Origin of the sequence: Thauera humireducens (assembly GCF_001051995.2) — a bacterium.
GTDB lineage: Bacteria > Pseudomonadota > Gammaproteobacteria > Burkholderiales > Rhodocyclaceae > Thauera > Thauera humireducens.
This window is the reverse complement of the sequence record NZ_CP014646.1, coordinates 3,861,530-3,877,315: the sequence shown is the minus strand read 5'-3', so window position 1 is coordinate 3,877,315 and position 15,786 is coordinate 3,861,530. Positions and strand designations below refer to the sequence as shown.

The following is a 15,786-nucleotide window of genomic DNA, read 5'->3' as shown; positions in this document are numbered from 1 at the left end:
AGACACCCATGCAATTCCGCCAACAAGGCTTCACCCTCGTCGAAATCGCCGTCGTGCTGCTCATCGTCGGCCTGCTGCTCGGGGGCGTACTCAAGGGACAGGAGCTGATCGACAGCGCCAAGGTCAAGAACCTTGCGCAGGACTTCCGCAGCATTCCTGCTCTGATCCACGCCTACCAGGACCGCTTCCGGGCACTGCCCGGCGATGACGCCCGTGCGCGCCTTCACCTGTGCCCGGGCGGCAGCGAGTGCACTACGCTGGGCAACGGCAACGGGATCATCGACGGCGCCTGGAACGATACCGCCGACAGCGACGCCTTCCGCTTCTGGCAACACGTCAGGTTGGCCAACCTCGCCAGCGGCAGCACCGACACCGGCAGCGCGAGCTACCTTCCGCGCAACGCACTCGGCGGCCGTCTGGGCGTGCAGCGTGCCGGCACCCTGCTCGGCATCGGTGGCGGCATCCTGACCTGTTCGGCGAGCATCCCTGGCAAGCTGGTCCGCCAGCTCGACATCGCACTCGACGACGGCGATCCGGCGACCGGCTCGATGCGCGCCGGCAGCGACGCGGGCGGCACGCTCACCGCCATCTCGGCCGACGCCCCGCTCGACGACGCGGCAAGCTACACGGTGTGTGCCAGCCTGTAAGGCCCGCTTGCGCGGGCATGCGCTCGAAGCTGCCCTGCCACGCCCGAGCCGTCCCGCCCCGACATCCGCTTGCAACCCGCCTGCGCCAGCACGGCGGGCATTCACCACGGTCGGGCACATTCCCGGACAGCGGGCCGGCGGTCGACTGGTATAGAATCGCGAGTCATTGCTGCAGAGCGCCATTCGCCCGCTTGCGCGCTCCTGGCGCCCGATGCAGCCCTTCACAGCACGGATTCGACCACCTCGATGAGTTCCACCGCCGACAGCCCGACCCTCGCCCTTGCACGCCGCGTGCTCCGCATCGAAGCCGCCGCGGTATCGGCCCTCGCCGACCGCCTGGGAGAGGAATTCGAGCGCGCGGTCGCACTCATCCTGCAGCGCCACGGCCGTGTCATCGTGACCGGGATCGGCAAGTCGGGCCACATCGGTCGCAAGCTCGCGGCCACGCTTGCCAGTACGGGCACGCCGGCCTATTTCGTACACGCCGCCGAGGCGGCACACGGCGATCTCGGCATGATCACGCCGGAGGATGTCGTGATCGCGCTGTCGAACTCCGGCACCAGCGAGGAAGTCCTGACCATCGTGCCGCTGGTGAAGCGGCAGGGTGCGAAGCTGATCTCGATCACCGGCCGCCCCGAGTCGCCGCTTGCGCAACAGGCCGACGTCCATCTCGAGGCGGCAGTCGCCGAGGAAGCCTGCCCGCTGAACCTCGCACCCACCGCGAGCACCACAGCCACGCTGGCGCTTGGAGATGCGCTCGCCGTCGCACTGCTGGACGCGCGCGGCTTCGGCGCCGACGACTTTGCCCGCTCACACCCCGGGGGCGCACTCGGTCGCCGCCTGCTGACCCATGTCCGCGATGTCATGCGCCCGGCCGGAACGGTACCGACCGTTGCCCCCGACGCACCGCTGACGGAGGCCCTGCTGGCGATGACGGCCGGCGGCATGGGCATGACCGCGATCACTGACGAAGGCGCGAAGCCGATCGGCATCTTCACCGACGGCGACCTGCGTCGAGCGCTCGAGCGCGGCTGCGACGTGCGCAGCGCCCGACTGGCCGACGTGATGACCCGCAACCCGCGCTCGATCGGACCGGATGCGCTCGCCGTCGAGGCCGCCGAGCTGATGGAGCGCATGCGCATCAGCCAGTTGCTGGTCGTCGGCAAGAAGGGTTGCCTCGCAGGCGCCCTGACGACGCACGACCTGATGCTCGCGAAGGTGATCTGAGCCGTGAACACCTACCGCCTGTACCCGATCATCGTCCTCGCCCTGCTGGCCGGCGCGTCCGTCTGGCTCGAGCGGGTCACGCGGATCGACGATCCCGTGGGGAGCCAGGCGGAACAGACTGGCCCCGACTTCATCGCCGAGCACACGCGCGTGGTCGGTTTCGCCGCCGACGGGTCGCAGCGCTACGAACTGTTCGCCGACCGCATGACGCACTTCCCGCAGGGGGACATCACGCAACTCGCGCAACCGCGCCTGCGCATGATCAACCAGGGGCGGGAAACCCGCATCACTGCGATGCAGGCCGAAGTCTCGCCCGGCGGCGAACAGGTCGACATGCGGGGCGAGGTCAAGGTGCGCCGCCCCGGCGTGGCCGACGACCCGGCGCTCGCCCTCGACTCCGAAACCCTCACGGTGTGGCCGGACTCGTACCGCGCGCTCACCGACTCCCCCGTGGTCCTGACCCGGGGCAACACGCGTGCCGACGCCCTCGGCATGCGCGCCGACAACCTTTTCGGCACCCTCGAACTGCTCGGCCAGGTGCGCGTCAACATGCCTCGCCGCCAAGGATCCGCTTCATGAACGCCCGACTCGTCTCCGCTCCGCTCGCAATCGTCCTCGCCACCCTGTTTGCCATGAGTCCGCCCGCGTTCGCCGAGCGCTCCGATCGTGACCAGCCGGTCAACATCGAAGCCGACAACATGACTGTCGACGACCGCAACAAGGTGCACGTTTTCGAGGGCGGCGTGGTCCTCACCCAGGGCAGCCTCGTCATCAGGGGCGACAAGCTGGTCGTCACCCAGGATGCCGCCGGCTTCCAGAACGGCGTCGCCACCGCCAGCGGCGGCAAGCTCGCGACCTTCCGCCAGAAACGCGAAGGCACCAACGAGTTCGTCGACGGCGAAGCCGAGCGCATCGAGTACGACAGCCGCAATGAGCGCGCCCGCCTCTTCAACCGCGCGCGTGTCACCAGCGGCGGCGACGAGGTGCGCGGCGCCTACATCGAATACGACGCGATCACCGAAAACTACCTCGCCACCAATGCGCCGGGCGGCGGCAAGCCCGCCGCCAGTGGTGACACCCGCGTCCGCGCCGTGATCCAGCCCAAGAACGACAACAAGCCCGCCGCTGCGCAATAGCGGTATTTCCTGCAACACCACTGGAGTCAGCATGAGCTTCGAACTCATCATTGCCGAAACCCGCGGCCGCGTCGGCCTGATCACCCTGAACCGTCCCAAGGCCCTGAACGCGCTGAACGATCAGGTCATGGACGAGATTGGCGCCGCGCTCGACGGCTTCGAGGCCGACGACAACATCGGTGCCATCGTCATCACCGGTTCCGAGAAGGCCTTCGCCGCCGGCGCCGACATCGGTGCCATGGCGAGCTTCTCGTACATGGACGCCTACAAGGGCGACTACATCAGCCGCAACTGGGAACGCGTCAAGACCTGTCGCAAGCCGATCATCGCGGCCGTTGCGGGTTTTGCGCTCGGCGGTGGCTGCGAGCTGGCGATGATGTGCGACATCATCATCGCGGCCGATTCGGCGAAGTTCGGCCAGCCGGAGGTCAAGCTCGGCATTCTCCCCGGCGCTGGCGGAACCCAGCGCCTGCCGCGTGCGGTCGGCAAGGCCAAGGCGATGGACCTGTGCCTGACCGCCCGCTTCATGGACGCCACCGAAGCCGAGAAGGCGGGCCTGGTTTCGCGCGTGGTCCCGGCCGACACGCTCCTCGACGAGGCGCTCGCCGCGGCGGAAACGATCGCCGGTTTCTCGCTGCCGGTGGTCATGATGATCAAGGAATCGGTCAACCGCGCCTTCGAAAGCAGCCTGAACGAAGGCCTGCTGTTCGAGCGCCGCGTGTTCCACTCGGCCTTCGCCCTCAACGACCAGAAGGAAGGCATGGCCGCCTTCGTCGAGAAACGCAAGGCCAATTTCCGCCACGACTGACGCAGCGCCGCATCCGCCGGAACGGCCGCCCTCGGGCGGCCGTTCTATTTTGTGCGCCGATCGCTGCGCCGCGGAACGACTTCGTCATGTCTCTGTAAGGCAGCCTTGGCAGACTCCATGCCGGAGATACGGGGATGCGCACCGGCGAAAGACTTCAGGCGCAGCAAGAGACACAGGGATAGATTGAAGTTATCGAACCAACATTGTGCAATGCACAACATTTTCTTGACTTGAATGACGACCCCCCTATAATTCAAACCATGCTGCATCGCAACATCGCGGCAGACCGAACCCGATGTTCCTGCACTGACCACCATTCGAGGAGATTCAAATGTCCGCTTTCGTCACCCCCGAGCAGTTCGCCGCCACCAACAAGGCCAACGTCGAGACCCTGCTGACCCTGGCTAACGCCGCCTTCGCCAGCGCCGAGCGCCTGGCTGCCCTGAACCTGAACACCGCCCGTTCGATCCTGGAAGACGGCGTTGCCAACACCAAGGCTCTGCTGGCCGTCAAGGACGTGCAGGAACTGGTGAACCTGCAGGCTTCGCTGACCCAGCCGATCGTCGAGAAGGCCGTCGCCTACGCCCGCAGCGTCTACGAGATCACCTCGCAGAGCCAGGAAGAAGTGTCGAAGGTCCTGGAAGGCCAGGTTGCCGAGCTGAACAAGGGCGTCGCCACCGCGCTGGACAAGGCTGCCAAGTCGGCTCCGGCCGGTTCGGACGTGGCCGTCGCCGCCGTCAAGTCGGCCATCGCCGCCGCCAACAGCGCCTACGACAGCATGAGCAAGGCCGCCAAGCAGGTCGCCGAGATCGCCGAAGCCAACGTGGCCGCCGCGACCAACGCCACCGTCAAGGCCGTCAGCACCACCGCCAAGACCAGCGCCAAGAAGGCCGCCTAAGTCCAGACGGTTCGAGCTTCACGAAACGGCCCCGCAGTGCGGGGCCGTTTTGCGTCTACGGCGCCGACGAGACACGCCGGGCTGCGCTCGCGCAGCCTTAGTCGTACTTGATGTAGCGGAAACGGGGGTCGTCACCGGGCGTGCCTTCCAGCACGCCCCCCTCGCGCCCGGGTTGCCACTGCACCACGTCCTCGATCTTCTTCGCCAGCGCAAAGTCGCGCTCGGTCACGCCCTTGGACGAATGGGTCGTGAGCTTCACGATCACGAAGGCATAGGACACGGTCAGGTCCGGGTGATGCCAGGCGGCCTCGGCCAGATGGCCGATGGTGTTGACCACCATCAGCGTGCCCTTCCAGCCTTCGGTCCGGTACTTGCGCCGGATCCAGCCATTCTCGAGATACCAGTGGGGCAGTTCCGCCGCCAGACGGCCGCGGATATCGTCATCGGAAATCACCGGCAAGCGGTCGCTCATCGTGGTCCCCTGGGGGATCGGACTTCCACTTTAGTCATGCGACCGGCCGAATGCCACGTCCTCCGCTCGCCAACGCAGCGTCACTCGGGCGACGAGACGTCCTCTGCAGCTCCCCGTCCAGCGGTATCGCCAGCACCCGCGTAGTGATGGGGGAACAGGCGGCGCATCTCGTTCTCGATCCACGCCTCGGCGCGCTGGTTGATGTCGTCGGCCTTGACGCCCTTGACCTCGATCACCGGCCCGATGCTGACGACGATCTCCCCCGGGCGCTTGATGAAGGCGTTGCGCCGCCAGAACTCGCCCGCGTTGTGCGCCACCGGCACCACCGGCACGCCGGCACGCTTGGCCAGGATCGCCCCGCCCGGCTTGTAGCGTCGCACCGCACCGGGCGCGACGCGCGTGCCTTCCGGAAACACCACGACCCACAGGCCTTCCTTGAGGCGCTCACGCCCCTGCTCCACCACCTGCGCCATCGCATCCTTGCCCGCCGCACGGTCGATCGCGATGCCCGGGATCATGCCGAGCGCCCAGCCGAAGAAGGGCACACGCAGCAGTTCGCGCTTGAGCACGTAACACAGCGGCGGAAAGATCTGCTGCAACGCGATCGTTTCCCACGCCGACTGGTGCTTCGACAGCACCACCGCGGGCCCGGCCGGGATGTTGTCGGCACCGATGATGCGGTAGCGGATCCCCAGCACATGCCTGATCACCCACATCATGATCGGCACCCACGTCGTGATCAGGCGATGGCGCGTCATCGGCGGCAGCCAGAAGATCAGCGTCGCGAACAGGGCGTAGGGCACCGTGATCAGCGTGAGCACGATGGCAAAGAGGACGGAGCGGATCAGATGCACGATGAAGCTCGCAGTGAGACGGGGAAGGCGCCGTGCGGAACGTCGCCGGAGTCAGGCGGTCAGGGCCGCCGCGACGGCGTCGAGATCCGGAAAGATCTTCGTGCCCGGCGGCAGTTCGGGGTCCTCGCGCGTCTTCATGCCCTTGCCGGTCAGCACGAGGTAGGGTTCGCAGCCCATGCTCACGCCCGCCTGCAGGTCGCGCAAGCTGTCGCCGACGCAGGGCACGCCCGTCAGGTCGGCGTTGAAACGTTCCGCGATCTGCTGGAAAAGTCCGGACTTCGGCTTGCGGCAGTCGCAGGTCGAATCGGCGGCATGCGGGCAGAAGAAGATCGCATCGAGCCGGCCGCCGGCCTGCGCGAGGCTGCGCACCATCTTGTCGTTGATCGCATTCAGCGTGTCCATGCCGAACAGCCCGCGTCCGACGCCCGACTGGTTGGACGCGACGACCACCCGCCAGCCCCATTGGTTGAGGCGCGCAATGGCCTCGAGCGACCCCGGAATGGGCTTCCATTCATCGGGCGACTTGATGAACTGATCCGAGTCGGCGTTGATCACGCCGTCGCGGTCGAGAATGATGAGCTTCATCGGCATGGTCGTGGTTCCGGCATTGCGGAACGCGCCCCGCCCAGCGGCGGAGCGCGCGCGGGTCAGGCCGACAGACGGGAGATGTCCGCCACCTGGTTCATCAGGCCGGCAAGCTGGGCCAGCAGCGCGAGTCGGTTCTGGCGGGTGAGCGGCTCCTCGGCCATCACCATGACGTCCTCGAAGAACTGGTCAACCGCTGCGCGCAGACCGGCCAGCGCACACAGCGCGTCGGTGTAGTCCTCGTTGGCGACGTGCGAGCGCACCAGCGGCGCGACCTCGACCACCTGGTGGAACAGCACCTTCTCGGCCTCTTCCTGCAGCAGCGCGAGATCGGGCTCACCGGGCGCGGCTTCGGCCTTCTTCAGGATATTCACGATGCGCTTGTTGGCGGCAGCCAGCGCCTCGGCCTCGGGCAGGGCGCGGAAGGCTTCCACCGCGGCGAGCTTGGCCGGCACCAGGTCGATGCGCGCGGGCTTCAAGGCGAGCACGGCGTCGATCACGGCGCCGTCGCGACCGCTCTCCCGCAGCAGGTTCCTGAGGCGCTCGAACATAAAGTCCTGCAGCTGCGCGGCGAAGCCTTCGGCGGTGAGCAGGCCGGGCTTGAAGCCGGCGGCGGCGGTGTCGATCAGCTTGGGCAATTCGAGCGGCAGCGGCGCCTCGATCAGGATGCGCAGCACGCCGAGCGCAGCGCGACGCAGCGCGAACGGGTCCTTGTCGCCGGTGGGCACCATGCCGATGCCGAAGAAGCCGACCAGGGCGTCGAGCTTGTCGGCCAGCGCCACCGCCGCGGCGACATTGCCGGCCGGCAAGGCATCGCCGGCAAAGCGCGGCTGGTAGTGGGCCTGGATGGCGTCCGCCACCACCAGCCCTTCGCCGTCGGCGAGCGCGTAGTAGCGCCCCATGATGCCCTGCAACTCGGGGAACTCGCCCACCATGTCGGTGACGAGGTCGGCCTTGGCCAGGCGCGCGGCGCGCTTCGCCGCGGCAACGTCGCCGTGGAGCTGCGCGGCGATCGCACCGGCCAGCGCCTCGAGACGCTCGACGCGCTCGAGCTGGCTGCCGAGCTTGTTGTGATAGACCACCGGCGCGAGGCGCGGCAGGCGGGCCTCGAGCGTCTGCTTCTTGTCCTGCTCGAAGAAGAAGCGCGCATCCGACAGGCGCGGCCGCACCACGCGGGCGTTGCCGGCGACGATGTTGGTCGGGTCTGCCACCTGCATGTTGGAGACGATGAGGAAGCGGTTCAGCAGCTTGCCGGCGCCATCGAAGAGCGGGAAATACTTCTGGTTGGCGCGCATCGTCAGGATCAGGCACTCCTGCGGCACGGCGAGGAACTCGGCCTCGAACTCGCCCACATACACCGTCGGATGCTCGACCAGCGCCGCGACCTCGTCGAGCAGGTCGGCATATTCGTTGAGCAGCGCGCCCTGCTTCGCGGCCTCGGCGAGCAGCTGGCGCTCGATGTTGGCGCGGCGCTCGGCGAAGTTGGGAATGACCTTGCCCTCGGCGAGCAGCGTGGGCTCGTAGGCATCCGCGGTCGCGATGTCGATGTCGCCGCGACTCATGAAGCGGTGGCCACGCGTGGTGCGCCCCGAGTCGAGGTCGAGCACGCGGCCCGGCACCACCTCGGCGCCGTGCAGGACGGTGAGCTTGTGCACCGGGCGCACGAAGGTGGCGTCGCCGTCGCCCCAGCGCATGACCTTGGGAATCGGCAGCGCCTTGATCGCGTCCTGCACGATCGCCGACAGCACGTCGGCGAGCCTGGCGCCCGGCACCAAGGCGGTGTGGAACAGCGCCTCGGCCTTGCCGTCCATGCGGCGCTCGAAGCCAGTGACGGCGTCCACGGGGATGCCCTTGGCTTCCATCTTCTTCAGCAGCGCCGGCGTCGGCTTGCCCTCGGCGTCGAGCGCCACGGACACCGGCATCAGCTTCTCGGTGACCTCCTTGGCGGCGGCCTCCGAGGCCACCTGCGCCACCGTCACTGCCAGCCGACGCGGGCTGGCGAAGGTGCGGAAGGCGGCGTCGGCAGGCGCCAGGCCCTTGGCCTTGAGGCCGTCGGCGATCCTGGTGGCGAAAGTCTCGCCCAGGCGCGGCAGGGCCTTGGGCGGCAGCTCTTCGGTGAGCAGTTCAACGAGCAGGGTCGCGCTGGTCATCACGCGGCCTCCTTGGTGGTGTTCAGCATTGGAAAGCCGAGGGCTTCGCGGGATTCGAAATAAGCCTGGGCGACGGCGCGCGACAGGTTGCGGATGCGGCCGATGTAGGCAGCGCGCTCGGTCACCGAGATGGCACCACGGGCATCGAGCAGGTTGAAGGTGTGCGCGGCCTTCAGCACCATCTCGTAGGCCGGCAACGCGAGGCCGACTTCCATCACGCGCTTGGCTTCGGACTCGTAGTTGTTGAACAGCGAGAACAGGAAGTCGACGTTGCTGTGCTCGAAGTTGAAGGTCGACTGCTCGACCTCGTTCTGGTGATAGACGTCGCCGTAGGTCACCTTGCGCCCGTCCGGCGCGATCGACCACACCAGGTCATAGACGTTCTCCACGCCCTGCAGGTACATCGCCAGACGCTCGATGCCGTAGGTGATCTCGCCCAGCACCGGCTTGCAATCCAGGCCACCGACCTGCTGGAAGTAGGTGAACTGGGTGACTTCCATGCCGTCCAGCCACACTTCCCAGCCCAGGCCCCAGGCGCCGAGCGTGGGGTTCTCCCAGTCGTCCTCGACGAAGCGGATGTCGTGCACCATCGGGTCGATGCCGAGCGCGCGCAGGCTGTCGAGGTAGAGTTCCTGGATGTTCAGCGGCGAGGGCTTGAGCACCACCTGGAACTGGTAGTAATGCTGCAGGCGGTTGGGATTCTCGCCGTAGCGGCCGTCCTTGGGGCGGCGCGACGGCTGCACGTAGGCGGCGTTCCAGGGTTCGGGACCGATCGCGCGCAGGAAGGTGGCGGTGTGGCTGGTGCCGGCACCGACCTCGAGGTCGTAGGGCTGCAGCAGCACGCAGCCGCGCTCGCCCCAGAAGTGCTGGAGCGTGAGGATGACTTGCTGGAAGGTCGGTTTCACGAGTCTGGATTCGGTGGTCATGGTCTCGGGCGGCCCATTGGCCGCGCTGCGCACGCAAAGACGGGGATTTTACCGGTATCCGGCACGACGCGCGCGCCGCAGACCGATCAGCACCAGCACGAACACGGCCGCGGCCAGCGCAAGTCGGTCTCCCCAACGCGCATAGGGCGTGAGGCCGGCGTAGCCCTGCACGCTCGCATGCAACACGCCGCGCTCGAACTCGGGCAGCACCGCGGTCACGCTGCCGTCGGGCATCACGAGCGCGGTCATGCCGGTATTGGTCGAGCGCAGCATCGGCCTGCCGGTCTCGAGCGCACGCACCCGCGCGATCTGCAGGTGCTGGGGCTGGGCGAAGGAGTCGCCGTACCAGGCGAGATTGGAGATGTTCAGCAACAGGGTGGCCTGCGGCAGCGCGCGGATGATCTCGGCGCCGAACAGATCCTCGTAGCAGATGTTGAGCGCGACCTGCTGGCCGTCGAGCACCATTGGCGCCTGGTCGGGAGCACCCCGCGTCTGGTCGGACATCGGAATACTGGCGAGCTGGTAGAACCAGCCGAACAGCGGCGGCGAATACTCGCCGAAGGGCACGAGGTGCTGCTTCGCGTAGTGCTGGACCGGTGCCGTACCAAGGCTGACCGCCGCGTTGTAGATGTGACCGCCATCGTCGCGCCGGAACGCACCCAGCACCACGTCGCCGCCCGCCTCCTGCGCCAGGCGCGCGAGCGCCTCCAGATAGCCTTCGGGCAGGCGATCGAGCAGCGTCGGCAGCGTCGTCTCCGGCAGCACCAGGATGGCCGGCGGATCAGGACGCAGGAAAGCGTCGCGGACGAGGTCCAGGTTGACCTGGAGCACATCGGCAAAGCGTTCGGGATCCCACTTCAGGCCCTGTTCGAAATTCGTCTGCGCCAGCGCGATGCGCACGGGCTCGCCGACCGGCGTGGTCCAGGCGCGCATCGACAGCAGGGCTCCGCCGCCCAGCACGGCGACGCAGATCAGCGCCGGCCGCCACAGACCACGAACGCGCCGCCAGTCGGCCAGCCCCAGCCAGGCGGCGACGAAAGCCAGCAGGCCACCCACGCCATACACACCGATCACCGGCAGGTAGCCCGCGAGCGGGCTGGGCACGGTCTGCGAATAGCCCACCGCAAGCCACGGAAAACCGGTGAATGCGACGCCGCGCAGCCATTCGCCGAGCAGCCACGACGCGCCGAACAGCGCGCTCCCGGCGAGTGGCGCACGGCCAAGGCCGAGGCTGCGCAGGCGTACGAAGAGCGCTCCGACCAGCGCCGGATAGAGCGCAAGGTAAGCGCAGAACAGCGCGATCGCCAGTCCGGCCAGGGGGGCGGGCATGCCGCCGTAACGGTTGAGCGCGACATAGAGCCAGGACACGCCGGCGATGAAGGCGCCCCAGCCCCACGCGAACCCGAGCCAGAAACCCTCGCGCGTGCGCTCCACGTCGCGCAGCAAGCGGGCCAGCACGGCCAGGCACAGGAACATGAGCGGGAACCACGCAATGGGCTCGAACGCCATGACGCCCGCGCTCCCCGCGAGCAGCGCCAGCCCAACGCGCCAGCGCATCACTCGGCGGCCGCTTCGGGTTGGGGCAGCCGCTCGACCAGCAGCGAGTGCAGGCGCCGGCTGTCGGCGCGCAGGATCTGGAACTTCACGCCATCGAGCTCGATCGTCTCGCCGCGATGTGGCAGGCGGCCGAACTGCCGGATCAGCAGGCCGCCGACGGTGTCGTACTCATCGTCGCCGAACTGCGTGGCGAAGGCCTTGTTGAAGGCCTCGATCTCGGTCGTCGCCTTCACGCGATAGCGGCCGTTGTAGGCCAGACGAATGTTGTCGCCGAGCTCGTCAAGGTCGTATTCATCCTCGATGTCGCCGACGATCTGCTCCAGCACGTCCTCGATCGTCACCAGGCCGGCGACGCCGCCGTACTCATCAACAACGATCGCCATGTGGTTGTGGCTGACGCGGAACTCGCGCAAAAGCACGTTGAGGCGCTTGGACTCGGGGATGAAGACGGCGGGACGGAGCATGCCGCGCAGGTCGAACTCCCGTCCGGCGAAATAGCGCAGCAGGTCCTTGGCCAACAGGATGCCGACCACGTCGTCCTTGCCCTCGCCGATCGCGGGGAAACGCGAATGCCCCTTGTCGACGACGAAACCGGCGATCTCCTCGACCGGGGTGTCGAGACTCACGCAGTCCATCTGCGCGCGCGGCACCATGACATCGTGCACCTGCATGTCGGACACCTGCAGCGCGCCTTCGATGATCGACAACGCGTCGGCATCGATCAGGTCGCGCTCGAAGGCCGCATGCAGCAGCGCGAGCAGGTCTTCACGGTCTTCCGGCTCGCGTGAAAGCAGGGCCGAGATACGGTCGATCAGCGACGGTTTTGCAGGACTGTCCATGTCGGGGGAACGAAACTCCGCCTGCGGCGCCCGCCATGCCGGCAGCACGCCGCACGAACTCAGGCGTACGGGTCGGCGTAGCCCAGACCGCGGAGGATTTCCGTTTCGAGTTTTTCCATTACCTGGGCATCGACCTCGTTCTCGTGGTCATAGCCCTGAAGGTGCAACATACCATGCACCACGAGGTGGGCGAAGTGTGCGTCCAGCGTCTTGCCCTGCTCGGCCGCTTCGCGCACGACGACCGGCACGCACAGCACGAGGTCGCCCGCCAACGGCAGGTCTGCGGTACCGGGCAGTTCTTCCCCTTCGCCGTAGGCGAAGGTGAGGACGTTGGTGGCGTAGTCCTTGCCGCGAAACTCGTGATTGAGCTTGCGCCCCTCCGCCTCGCCCACCAGTCGCACCGCCACCTCGGCATCACGCTGCAGCGCAGCCTGCGCCCAGCGGCGGATCTGGTGCTTCTTGGGCGCACTGACCTTGTCTACGCCCTCGAGCGCCTTCTGCACCGCCAGTGTCAGCAGCGGCGGATTCTCGCCTTGCGGCAGGTCAATCGGCTCGACCGGCAGCAGGTCGTGATGCACGTCGACACGCAGCGTCATCAGGTTGCAGGCGCCGGGCTGCAGCGACAGCATCGGCACGGCCGCCTCGCTGTCGGTCTCGGCCTCGATCTCGAGGTCGCCCCAGGCGCGTTCGGGAAAGGCAAGCAGCAGCTTGCGGCCGTCGCCCAGGTCGATCTCAAGGCGTTCGGCCTTGATGCGGGTCGCCTTGCCATCGGCATCGATGGCGACGATCTTCGGGCTGCTTGCCGCGGGATTACTCGCCGCTTTCGGCATTCGGGTCTCCCTCATTCTTCTGTTGCTGGGCGCGCGCTGCGGCCTTGGCACGCTCCACGCGCGCAGCCTCGTTGTCATAAGCTTCCACGATGCGTGCGACAAGCGGATGACGAACCACGTCTTCCTTGCGGAACTCGGTGAACGCGATCCCGCGCACCTCGCCCAGCACCTCGCGCGCTTCCTTCAGGCCGCTGCGCTGGCCGCGCGCCAGGTCGACCTGGGTCAGGTCGCCGGTGACCACGGCCTTGGCACCGAAGCCGATGCGGGTGAGGAACATCTTCATCTGCTCGGGCGTGGTGTTCTGCGCCTCGTCGAGGATGATGAAGGCGTTGTTGAGCGTGCGTCCGCGCATGAAGGCGAGCGGCGCAATCTCGATCAGGCTGCGCTCGAACAGCTTGCCCACGCGGTCGAAGCCCATCAGGTCGTAGAGCGCGTCATACAGCGGCCGCAGATAGGGGTCGACCTTCTGCGCCAGATCGCCGGGCAGGAAGCCCAGGCGCTCGCCGGCCTCGACCGCGGGCCGGGTCAGGATGATGCGCTCGACCAGGTCGCGCTCGAAGGCATCGACCGCGCTCGCCACCGCCAGATAGGTCTTGCCGGTGCCGGCCGGGCCGATGCCGAAGGTGATGTCGTGATCCTGGATGTTCTTCAGGTACTCCACCTGGCGCGGCGTGCGCCCGTGAAGTTCGGTGCGGCGTGTCATCAGCACCGGTGCGGGTGCCACGGCCTCGCCCTTGTTCGCGATCTCGATCAGGCCGAGCTGCACGTCGTCGAGCGACAGATCGTTCTCCGCGCGCGCGTAGAAGTGCTTCAGCGCCATCTCGCCACGCAGCACCTGGGCCGGATGACCATGCAGCGTGAACTGCTCGCCGCGGCGGGTGACCGTGATGTCGAAGGCGTTCTCGATCTGGCGCAGATTCTCGTCCAGGACGCCACACAGGCGGGCTAGCCGGGCGTTGTCGACCGGCTCGAAGAAGACTTCCAGGGTTTTCGCCATTCAGGATTCCCGGACGAGGATTTCGCCGCGCAGGCTGTGCGGCAGCGCGGCGGTGATGCGCACATCGACGAACTGGCCGATGAGGCGGTCGCGATTGGGCGAATCGGAGGGAAAGTTGACCACGCGGTTGTTGTCGGTGCGGCCCATCATCTCGGCCTCGGCATTCTTCTTCGCTGCTCCCTCGACCAGGATGCGCTGCACGCTGCCGACCATCGCCTCGCTGTTGGCCTGGTACTGCTCGTCGATGCGCTTCTGCAGTCGGGCAAGCCAGGCGAGCTTGGTCTCCTGCGGCACCGGATCTTCAAGATCGCTGGCCGGCGTGCCGGGGCGCGCGCTGTAAACAAAGCTGAAGGAGCCGTCGAAGCCGATCTCGTCGATCAGCTTCATGGTCTTCTCGAAATCGTCCGCCGTCTCGCCGGGGAAGCCGACGATGAAGTCGGAGGTCAGAGACAGGTCCGGTCGCGCAGCACGCAGCTTGCGCACGACGGACTTGAACTCCAGCACCGAGTAGCCGCGCTTCATCGCCGCCAGCACGCGGTCCGAGCCCGACTGCACCGGCAGGTGCAACTGCGACACCAGCTTGGGGATCTTCGCGTAGCAGTCGATCAGGCGCTGCGTCATCTCGCGCGGATGCGAGGTGGTGTAGCGGATGCGCTCGATTCCGGGGATCTCGGCCACGCATTCGAGCAGGAAGGCGAAATCACCCTGCTCGCCGTCTTCGCGCGTCAGTTCGCCGCGCCAGGCATTCACGTTCTGGCCGAGCAGCGTCACTTCCTTCACGCCCTGCGCCGCCAGCCCGGCCACTTCGGCCAGCACGTCCTCCAGCGGACGCGACACTTCCTCGCCGCGGGTGTAGGGCACGACGCAGAACGTGCAGTACTTCGAGCAGCCTTCCATGATGGATACGAAGGCGCTCGCGCCTTCGACGCGCGCGGGCGGCATGGCGTCGAACTTCTCGATCTCGGGGAAGGAGATGTCAACCTGCGAGCGCCCGGTCTGCTTGCGCGCCTCGATCAGCTTCGGCAGGCGATGCAGGGTCTGCGGACCGAAGACCACGTCCACATAGGGCGCGCGCTTGACGATGGCCTCGCCTTCCTGGCTCGCCACGCAGCCGCCGACGCCGATGATCAGCCCGGGCTTCTGCAGCTTCAGCAGACGCGCACGGCCGAGATCGTGGAACACCCGCTCCTGCGCCTTCTCGCGCACAGAACAGGTGTTGAAAAGGATCACGTCCGCCTCTTCGGGGTTGTCGGTCTTGACCAGCTCTTCGTGAGCACCGAGCACGTCCGCCATCTTGTCGGAGTCGTACTCGTTCATCTGGCACCCGAAAGTGCGGATGTAGAGTTTCTTCATCTGGGAAAGGAAATCGCTGCGGGATTACCGCTTGGGGTCTGGAACGGCCGCTTCCTCGGGGGTGAGGATCCATACCCGATGAACCTGTCCCCGATTGTCGAACTTGACGCGCACCTTGTATTCACCGCGAATGTGCGACGGCAGCACGATACGGTTGGCCCGGTCGCGAATCTGCGCGCCGGGACTCAGGGGCACCGGCTCGTCGTCTACAAGCACGGCACCGGCCGGCGCAAATGTAATCGTGGTCTTGCGAGCATCTTCTGGAAACGCTCGCGTCGGCGCAGCATTTGCCGCCGGCCCCGGAGCACCGGCCAGGGACAGCAACAGCAGGGAGAAGGGAATTTTACGCAAAGACGTCAGCCGGCAGGATCCGGCAGAAGGATATACAGGCGCAGCATCATCCCCGATCACCCCCTCAATGTCAATGCAAAACCCTTATAAATCAATCGTTACACTCCCCTGTCGGCATTCTGACGCAGCGCCTCCCGGGCCGCAGATCCAACACTT

At 66.9% G+C, this 15,786-nt stretch carries 17 protein-coding genes; 6 read left to right on the top strand and 11 right to left on the bottom strand.

Annotated elements, in window-relative coordinates:
* Positions 1-8 precede the first annotated feature (8 nt).
* From AC731_RS17965 to AC731_RS17940, 6 genes are all read left to right on the top strand, one after another.
* The gene (locus AC731_RS17965; protein WP_048708244.1) at positions 9-647 is read left to right on the top strand and encodes a prepilin-type N-terminal cleavage/methylation domain-containing protein; all 639 of its coding nucleotides are present in this window, start codon (positions 9-11) and stop codon (positions 645-647) included.
* Between the two features lie 246 nt (positions 648-893).
* Positions 894-1,874: a KpsF/GutQ family sugar-phosphate isomerase gene (locus tag AC731_RS17960; RefSeq protein ID WP_048708243.1), complete on the top strand. Its 981-nt coding sequence runs from the start codon at positions 894-896 to the stop codon at positions 1,872-1,874.
* A 3-nt stretch (positions 1,875-1,877) separates the two neighbouring features.
* The gene (gene lptC, locus AC731_RS17955; protein ID WP_048708242.1) at positions 1,878-2,453 is read left to right on the top strand and encodes an LPS export ABC transporter periplasmic protein LptC; all 576 of its coding nucleotides are present in this window, start codon (positions 1,878-1,880) and stop codon (positions 2,451-2,453) included.
* On the top strand, positions 2,450-3,010 hold the full coding sequence (lptA, locus tag AC731_RS17950) for a lipopolysaccharide transport periplasmic protein LptA (RefSeq protein ID WP_048708240.1): 561 nt from the start codon (positions 2,450-2,452) through the stop codon (positions 3,008-3,010). The genes lptC and lptA overlap by 4 nt, the downstream gene beginning before the upstream one ends.
* A gap of 31 nt (positions 3,011-3,041) precedes the next feature.
* Positions 3,042-3,818, top strand: coding sequence for an enoyl-CoA hydratase (locus AC731_RS17945; RefSeq protein WP_048708238.1), 777 nt, complete (start codon positions 3,042-3,044; stop codon positions 3,816-3,818).
* A gap of 331 nt (positions 3,819-4,149) precedes the next feature.
* Positions 4,150-4,716, top strand: coding sequence for a phasin family protein (locus AC731_RS17940; protein ID WP_004253957.1), 567 nt, complete (start codon positions 4,150-4,152; stop codon positions 4,714-4,716).
* A gap of 97 nt (positions 4,717-4,813) precedes the next feature.
* On the opposite strand, the gene AC731_RS17935 is transcribed toward AC731_RS17940, so the two are convergent.
* The 11 genes from AC731_RS17935 to AC731_RS19710 form a co-directional block, all read right to left on the bottom strand.
* Positions 4,814-5,188, bottom strand: a complete 375-nt coding sequence (locus AC731_RS17935) for a 4a-hydroxytetrahydrobiopterin dehydratase (protein ID WP_048708237.1) — start codon at positions 5,186-5,188, stop codon at positions 4,814-4,816.
* An 80-nt stretch (positions 5,189-5,268) separates the two neighbouring features.
* Positions 5,269-6,042 (bottom strand): lysophospholipid acyltransferase family protein, encoded by a 774-nt coding sequence (locus tag AC731_RS17930; RefSeq protein WP_048708235.1) that lies wholly within the window; start codon positions 6,040-6,042, stop codon positions 5,269-5,271.
* Between the two features lie 51 nt (positions 6,043-6,093).
* Complete coding sequence (gene gmhB / locus AC731_RS17925; protein ID WP_048710338.1) at positions 6,094-6,627, bottom strand: D-glycero-beta-D-manno-heptose 1,7-bisphosphate 7-phosphatase; 534 nt, start codon at positions 6,625-6,627, stop codon at positions 6,094-6,096.
* A gap of 62 nt (positions 6,628-6,689) precedes the next feature.
* Entirely contained in the window at positions 6,690-8,777 is a 2,088-nt protein-coding gene (gene glyS / locus AC731_RS17920) for a glycine--tRNA ligase subunit beta (protein WP_048708233.1), read from the bottom strand.
* Positions 8,777-9,703, bottom strand: a complete 927-nt coding sequence (glyQ, locus tag AC731_RS17915; RefSeq protein ID WP_004253948.1) for a glycine--tRNA ligase subunit alpha — start codon at positions 9,701-9,703, stop codon at positions 8,777-8,779. Before glyQ ends, glyS begins: the two co-directional genes overlap by 1 nt.
* A gap of 48 nt (positions 9,704-9,751) precedes the next feature.
* Positions 9,752-11,260 (bottom strand): apolipoprotein N-acyltransferase, encoded by a 1,509-nt coding sequence (gene lnt, locus AC731_RS17910; protein WP_048708230.1) that lies wholly within the window; start codon positions 11,258-11,260, stop codon positions 9,752-9,754.
* Positions 11,260-12,099 (bottom strand): HlyC/CorC family transporter, encoded by an 840-nt coding sequence (locus AC731_RS17905; protein WP_004253945.1) that lies wholly within the window; start codon positions 12,097-12,099, stop codon positions 11,260-11,262. The genes lnt and AC731_RS17905 overlap by 1 nt, the downstream gene beginning before the upstream one ends.
* Before the next feature lie 59 nt (positions 12,100-12,158).
* Positions 12,159-12,929 (bottom strand): rRNA maturation RNase YbeY, encoded by a 771-nt coding sequence (gene ybeY, locus AC731_RS17900; protein WP_082794367.1) that lies wholly within the window; start codon positions 12,927-12,929, stop codon positions 12,159-12,161.
* Positions 12,910-13,926, bottom strand: coding sequence for a PhoH family protein (locus tag AC731_RS17895; protein WP_004253942.1), 1,017 nt, complete (start codon positions 13,924-13,926; stop codon positions 12,910-12,912). The genes ybeY and AC731_RS17895 overlap by 20 nt, the downstream gene beginning before the upstream one ends.
* Positions 13,927-15,279, bottom strand: coding sequence for a tRNA (N6-isopentenyl adenosine(37)-C2)-methylthiotransferase MiaB (gene miaB / locus AC731_RS17890; protein WP_048708222.1), 1,353 nt, complete (start codon positions 15,277-15,279; stop codon positions 13,927-13,929). It abuts the gene before it with no gap.
* A gap of 24 nt (positions 15,280-15,303) precedes the next feature.
* Positions 15,304-15,630 carry a hypothetical protein gene (locus tag AC731_RS19710; RefSeq protein WP_038010932.1) on the bottom strand — a complete coding sequence of 109 codons (327 nt, stop codon included), beginning with the start codon at positions 15,628-15,630 and terminating at the stop codon, positions 15,304-15,306.
* Positions 15,631-15,786: the final 156 nt, after the last annotated feature.

Excerpts from the sequence above, each read along its gene's own strand:
- AC731_RS17965 (WP_048708244.1), top strand. The coding sequence starts at position 9 with ATGCAATTCCGCCAACAAGGCTTCACCCTCGTCGAAATCGCCGTCGTG.
- AC731_RS17960 (WP_048708243.1), top strand. The coding sequence starts at position 894 with ATGAGTTCCACCGCCGACAGCCCGACCCTCGCCCTTGCACGCCGCGTG.
- lptA (WP_048708240.1), top strand. The coding sequence starts at position 2,450 with ATGAACGCCCGACTCGTCTCCGCTCCGCTCGCAATCGTCCTCGCCACC.
- AC731_RS17945 (WP_048708238.1), top strand. The coding sequence starts at position 3,042 with ATGAGCTTCGAACTCATCATTGCCGAAACCCGCGGCCGCGTCGGCCTG.
- AC731_RS17940 (WP_004253957.1), top strand. The coding sequence starts at position 4,150 with ATGTCCGCTTTCGTCACCCCCGAGCAGTTCGCCGCCACCAACAAGGCC.
- AC731_RS17935 (WP_048708237.1), bottom strand. The coding sequence starts at position 5,188 with ATGAGCGACCGCTTGCCGGTGATTTCCGATGACGATATCCGCGGCCGT.
- gmhB (WP_048710338.1), bottom strand. The coding sequence starts at position 6,627 with ATGAAGCTCATCATTCTCGACCGCGACGGCGTGATCAACGCCGACTCG.
- glyS (WP_048708233.1), bottom strand. The coding sequence starts at position 8,777 with ATGACCAGCGCGACCCTGCTCGTTGAACTGCTCACCGAAGAGCTGCCG.
- glyQ (WP_004253948.1), bottom strand. The coding sequence starts at position 9,703 with ATGACCACCGAATCCAGACTCGTGAAACCGACCTTCCAGCAAGTCATC.
- lnt (WP_048708230.1), bottom strand. The coding sequence starts at position 11,260 with ATGCGCTGGCGCGTTGGGCTGGCGCTGCTCGCGGGGAGCGCGGGCGTC.
- AC731_RS17905 (WP_004253945.1), bottom strand. The coding sequence starts at position 12,099 with ATGGACAGTCCTGCAAAACCGTCGCTGATCGACCGTATCTCGGCCCTG.
- ybeY (WP_082794367.1), bottom strand. The coding sequence starts at position 12,929 with ATGCCGAAAGCGGCGAGTAATCCCGCGGCAAGCAGCCCGAAGATCGTC.
- AC731_RS17895 (WP_004253942.1), bottom strand. The coding sequence starts at position 13,926 with ATGGCGAAAACCCTGGAAGTCTTCTTCGAGCCGGTCGACAACGCCCGG.
- miaB (WP_048708222.1), bottom strand. The coding sequence starts at position 15,279 with ATGAAGAAACTCTACATCCGCACTTTCGGGTGCCAGATGAACGAGTAC.